Origin of the sequence: Pseudonocardia sp. KRD291, from assembly GCF_019263595.1 — a bacterium.
Classification (GTDB): Bacteria; Actinomycetota; Actinomycetes; order Mycobacteriales; family Pseudonocardiaceae; genus Pseudonocardia.
Genome location: NZ_JADQDD010000397.1, coordinates 1 through 4601, shown reverse-complemented (window position 1 = coordinate 4601; position 4601 = coordinate 1). Strand labels below are relative to the sequence as shown.

Below are 4601 nucleotides of genomic sequence, written 5' to 3'. Positions count from 1 at the left end.
CGGGAGATCGGCCCGCGCCTGGACCGGCACGTCGAGTGGCTGCGCGGGTTGCGCCGCGACGGCGCCCGGCTCGCCGTGGTCGAGCTCGGCGCCGGGACGGCGGTGCCCACGGTGCGCCGTCAGTCGGAGCTGGCCGCCGCGTCGTCCGGGGCCCTGGTGCGGATCAACGTCCGCGAGCCCGAGATCCGGCACGGCCGCGGCGCCGGCCTCGCCGCCCCCGCCGCAGCCGCCCTGGCAGCCCTGGACGCAGCCCTGGACCACCCCGGCACCTGAACGACCGGCGCCCTCGTCGCACTGGTTGCGACGAGGGAGCCGGTCGTTGCGGGTCCGATCAGCTCGGGACGGACCTGTGGTCCGGGACCACGATGCCGGGCAGGTCGGACAGTGCCGCCAGGCTGGCGGCCTGGACGTGCGCGGCCGGCACGGACTCGGTCCCGTTCGGCAGCGCCCGGGTCGCGGTCGCGGCGGCGACGACGGTCGGGGCGAAGCCCAGGCTGAAGCCGCTGCGCGCGGTCGAGTTGATGCACATGTGCGTCATGAACCCGGCGAGCACGAGATTCCCGATGTCACCGAGCTGGGCCTGCAGGTCGGTGCCGACGAACGAGCTCGGGAAGTTCTTGATGATGATCGACTCGCCGTCGCGCGGGGCGACCGAGGGGTGGATCGCGCCGATGTCGGCCGTGACGTCGTAGGGCGATCCCTCGCCGGCGTCGTGCTGGATGTGGATCACCTTGGCGCCTGCGGAGCGGGCCCGGTCGAGCAGCGCCGCGGCCTCGTCGAGGGCAGGCGCGACGTTCTCCAGCTCCATGATCCCCTCGGTGTAGGTGTTCTGCAGGTCGACCATGATCAGTGCGGACTCGGACAGCGGAGCCGGCGTGGCCGGCAGCCCCATCAGCCCGCGCAGGGTGTGCAGGTCGGACATGTGTGCGGTCTCCTTCGGAGCTACGTCACTTGCTTTCCATCGCCCGGTACTCGTCGTCGGTGAACAGCCGGGAGCGGATCATGAACCGGACGCCTTCCGGCGCCTCGACCGAGAACCCGCTGCCGCGTCCCTTCACCACGTCCACCGTGAGGTGGGTGTGCTTCCAGTACTCGAACTGGTCCGCCGCCATGTAGAAGCCGATCGACTTCTCCAGCCCGGGGACCTGCAGGTCCCCGAGATGCACGTCGGACGCCCCGACCTTGAAGTCCCCGTCCGGGTAGCACATCGGGGCGCTGCCGTCGCAGCACCCACCGGACTGGTGGAACATCAGCGGACCGTGGATGTCGGTCATCTTCACGAGCAGCTCGGCCGCCGCCGGGGTGAGCGTCACCCGTTCCGTGCCGGAGCCCGGCACCTCCGGTACCCCGGTGGCGGTCGAGTCCTGACTCATCAGAAGAAGCCCTGGGCGTTCTGCGAGTAGCTGACCAGCAGGTTCTTGGTCTGCTGGTAGTGGTCGAGCATCATCTTGTGGTTCTCGCGACCGACACCGGAGTTCTTGTAGCCGCCGAACGCCGCGTGCGCCGGGTAGGAGTGGTAGTTGTTCACCCACACCCGGCCGGCCTGGATGTCGCGGCCGGCGCGGTAGGCGGTGTTGCCGTCACGCGACCAGACCGCCGCACCGAGCCCGTAGAGCGTGTCGTTGGCGATCTTGATGGCGTCGTCGTAGTCGGTGAAGCGGGCCACCGACACGACCGGCCCGAAGATCTCCTCCTGGAAGATCCGCATCGAGTTGTTGCCCTCGAACACGGTCGGCTGGATGTAGTAGCCGCCGGCGAGCTCGCCGCCGAGGTCGGCCTTGGCGCCACCGGCGAGGACCTTGGCGCCCTCCTGCCGGCCGATGTCGATGTAGGACAGGATCTTCTCGAACTGGTCGTTCGAGGCCTGCGCACCGATCATCGTCTCGGTGTCGAGCGGGTGGCCCTGCTTGATCTGCTCGGTGCGCTTGACGGCCTGCTGCAGGAAGTCGTCGTAGATGCCGCCCTGGATGAGCGCGCGCGACGGGCAGGTGCAGACCTCGCCCTGGTTGAGGGCGAACATCGCGAAGCCCTCGAGCGACTTGTCGTAGAACGCGTCGTTCTGCGAGGCCACGTCGTCGAAGAAGATGTTGGGGCTCTTGCCGCCGAGCTCGAGGGTGACCGGGATCAGGTTCTCCGACGCGTACTGCATGATCAGTCGGCCGGTCGTGGTCTCACCGGTGAACGCGATCTTGCGGATGCGCTTGTTCGAGGCCAGCGGCTTGCCCGCCTCGACGCCGAAGCCGTTGACGATGTTCAGCACGCCCGGGGGCAGCAGGTCGCCGACGACGTCCATCAGGACGTGGATCGAGGCGGGGGTCTGCTCGGCCGGCTTGAGGACGACGCAGTTTCCCGCGGCCAGGGCCGGGGCCAGCTTCCAGATCGCCATCAGGATCGGGAAGTTCCACGGGATGATCTGGCCGACGACGCCGAGCGGCTCGTGGAAGTGGTAGGCGACGAGGTCCTCGTCGATCTGCGAGACGCTGCCCTCCTGCGCGCGGATCGCACCGGCGAAGTAGCGCAGGTGGTCGATCGCGAGCGGGATGTCGGCGACGAGGGTCTCGCGGCAGGCCTTGCCGTTCTCCCAGCTCTCCGCGATGGCGATCATCTCGAGGTTCGCCTCGACGCGGTCGGCCATCTTGTTGAGGATGTTGGCGCGCTCGGTCGTGGAGGTCTTGCCCCAGGCCGGTGCCGCGCCCCAGGCGGCGTCGAGCGCCTTCTCCACGTCCTCGGCGGTGCCGCGCGCGACCTCGGTGAACACCTCACCGGTCACGGGCGTCGGGTTCTCGAAGTACTGGCCCTTGACCGGCGCCACGTACTCGCCACCGATGTAGTGGTCGTAGCGGGGCTTGAACGTGACAACGCTGTCCGGCTGACCGGGAGCCGCGTACTTGGCCATCTTCAGAATCCTCCATACGTCGGGATGCACGTCAGTGCCTGCACGTGACGTCCGACACTAGGAACGTGGGGGTTGCAACGGAGTTGCACGCAGATGCGAATCCTGTCCCGAGGGGTAGGTCCTCAGCGGCGGATCAAGGTCAGGATTGCCTCAGCTCAGGGCGTGGAGCAGAATCGCGGTGAACGGGGAGGGGGGCCGCGTGCCGGGTCCTGCGCCCGCGCCGGCCGTTCCACCCGCCGTCGACACGGGAGCGATGTGGCTCAGGGCGTAGGTGCAGACCACGGACGGGGTGCGGCCCACGGGCGGGGTGCCGACCGTGCGCGCTCGACGATGACCGTCCGTCCACGTGAAGCGGACCGGCTGGCCCGCACGCGGGAGGCCGTCCTCGCCCGGGACCAGGCCACCGACCCGCCGCGCGACGTCGTCTCGGACTCCTGGCAGCGCTCACTGGCCGCGCACGTCGACCCCGAACGCGGCCGCCCGTGGCACGCCTACGAGCGCCGCGAGGTCGACGACCTGCGCGAGGGGCACCCGCTCTCGCCGGTGCTGCCGCTGCTGCGCGACACCCTCGTCGCGATCGCCGACCAGGCCCACCACATGATGATCGTGACCGACGCCCAGGGGCACATCCTGTGGCGCGAGGGCGAGCGGGACGTGCTGCGCCGCGCCGAACGGGTCGAGCTGGTCGAGGGCACCCGCTGGAGCGAGGAGTCCATCGGCACGAACGCGATGGGCACCGCGCTGGCCGCGGACTCCCCCGTCCAGATCCACTCGGCCGAGCACCTGGTCCGCACCTACCACCAGTGGACGTGCGCGGCCGCCCCGATCCACGACCCGGACACCGGCGAGACGATCGGCGCGGTGGACATCACCGGCCCGCTGGAGACGTTCCACCCGACGACGATGTCGCTGGTCGTCGCCGCGGCGCGGCTCGCGGAGAACCATCTGAGCAGCCGGATGGCGCTGCGCGACGAGGTGTTCCGCGCCCGCAACCTGCCGCATCTGTCCGGCCTCGGTGACGCGCCGGGCGCGCTGCTCTCGCCGCGCGGGCGGGTGCTCGCCGCGCAGCCGCTGGGCTGGATCAGTGACGGGATGCTCCCGCACGAGGGCGACCGGGTGGTGCTCCCGCACGACGGTGACCGGGTGGTGCTCGGCGACGGCACCGACGCCGTCCTGGAGCCGCTGGCCGAGGGGTACCTGCTGCGCGTGCTGCGCCCCGGCGGGCGGCGCTGGGCGTCGTTGTCGATGCCGTTCCTCGGCGCGCAGCGGCCCGTCGTGTGGCTGGACGGCCGCGCGGTGCGGCTGAGCCTGCGCCACGCCGAGCTGCTCACCCTGCTCGCCCTGCACCCCGAGGGCCTGACCGCCGACCGGCTCGCCACCGCCCTCTACGGCGACGCCGGCAACCCGGTCACCGTGCGCGCGGAGATGCACCGGCTGCGCTGCCACCTCGACGAGGGCGTCATCCGCACCCAGCCCTACCGGCTGCACGCCGGGGTGTCCGCCGACTTCCTCGACGTCCGCGAGGCGTTGCGCGCCGGCCGGATCCGGGACGCCGCCGAGGAGTCCGCCCGCGGCCCCCTGCTGCCCGGCTCCGAGGCCCCCGGGGTCCGCGCCGAGCGGGAGCAGCTGGAGGCGAGCGTGCGCGCCGCGGTCGTGCAGCGCGGCGACGCCGAGGCGATGTGGGCACTGGCCCGCACACCCGAGG

The 4601-nt window shown here is 71.1% G+C and carries 4 protein-coding genes and 1 pseudogene; 2 read left to right on the top strand and 3 right to left on the bottom strand.

Annotated features, from left to right (window positions below):
- Positions 1–273, top strand: a pseudogene (locus I4I78_RS30595) (NAD-dependent protein deacetylase); the annotation flags it as partial.
- Positions 274–331: 58 nt separating this feature from the next.
- On the opposite strand, the gene I4I78_RS30590 reads toward I4I78_RS30595, so the two are convergent.
- Genes I4I78_RS30590 through I4I78_RS30580 form a run of 3 tightly spaced genes read right to left on the bottom strand, consistent with a single transcriptional unit; the run spans position 332 to position 2896 of the window.
- Entirely contained in the window at positions 332–922 is a 591-nt protein-coding gene (locus I4I78_RS30590; RefSeq protein WP_218614989.1) for a cysteine hydrolase family protein, read from the bottom strand.
- A 25-nt stretch (positions 923–947) separates the two neighbouring features.
- The gene (locus I4I78_RS30585) at positions 948–1373 is read right to left on the bottom strand and encodes a DUF779 domain-containing protein (RefSeq protein WP_218614988.1); all 426 of its coding nucleotides are present in this window, start codon (positions 1371–1373) and stop codon (positions 948–950) included.
- The gene (locus tag I4I78_RS30580) at positions 1373–2896 is read right to left on the bottom strand and encodes an aldehyde dehydrogenase family protein (RefSeq protein WP_218614987.1); all 1524 of its coding nucleotides are present in this window, start codon (positions 2894–2896) and stop codon (positions 1373–1375) included. Before I4I78_RS30580 ends, I4I78_RS30585 begins: the two co-directional genes overlap by 1 nt.
- 330 nt (positions 2897–3226) lie before the next feature.
- On the opposite strand from I4I78_RS30580, the gene I4I78_RS30575 reads away from it, so the two are divergent.
- A partial coding sequence (locus I4I78_RS30575) for a helix-turn-helix domain-containing protein (protein ID WP_218614986.1) occupies positions 3227–4601 on the top strand: 1375 nt, incomplete at its 3' end.

Excerpts from the sequence above, each read along its gene's own strand:
- I4I78_RS30580 (WP_218614987.1), bottom strand. The coding sequence starts at position 2,896 with ATGGCCAAGTACGCGGCTCCCGGTCAGCCGGACAGCGTTGTCACGTTC.
- I4I78_RS30590 (WP_218614989.1), bottom strand. The coding sequence starts at position 922 with ATGTCCGACCTGCACACCCTGCGCGGGCTGATGGGGCTGCCGGCCACG.
- I4I78_RS30585 (WP_218614988.1), bottom strand. The coding sequence starts at position 1,373 with ATGAGTCAGGACTCGACCGCCACCGGGGTACCGGAGGTGCCGGGCTCC.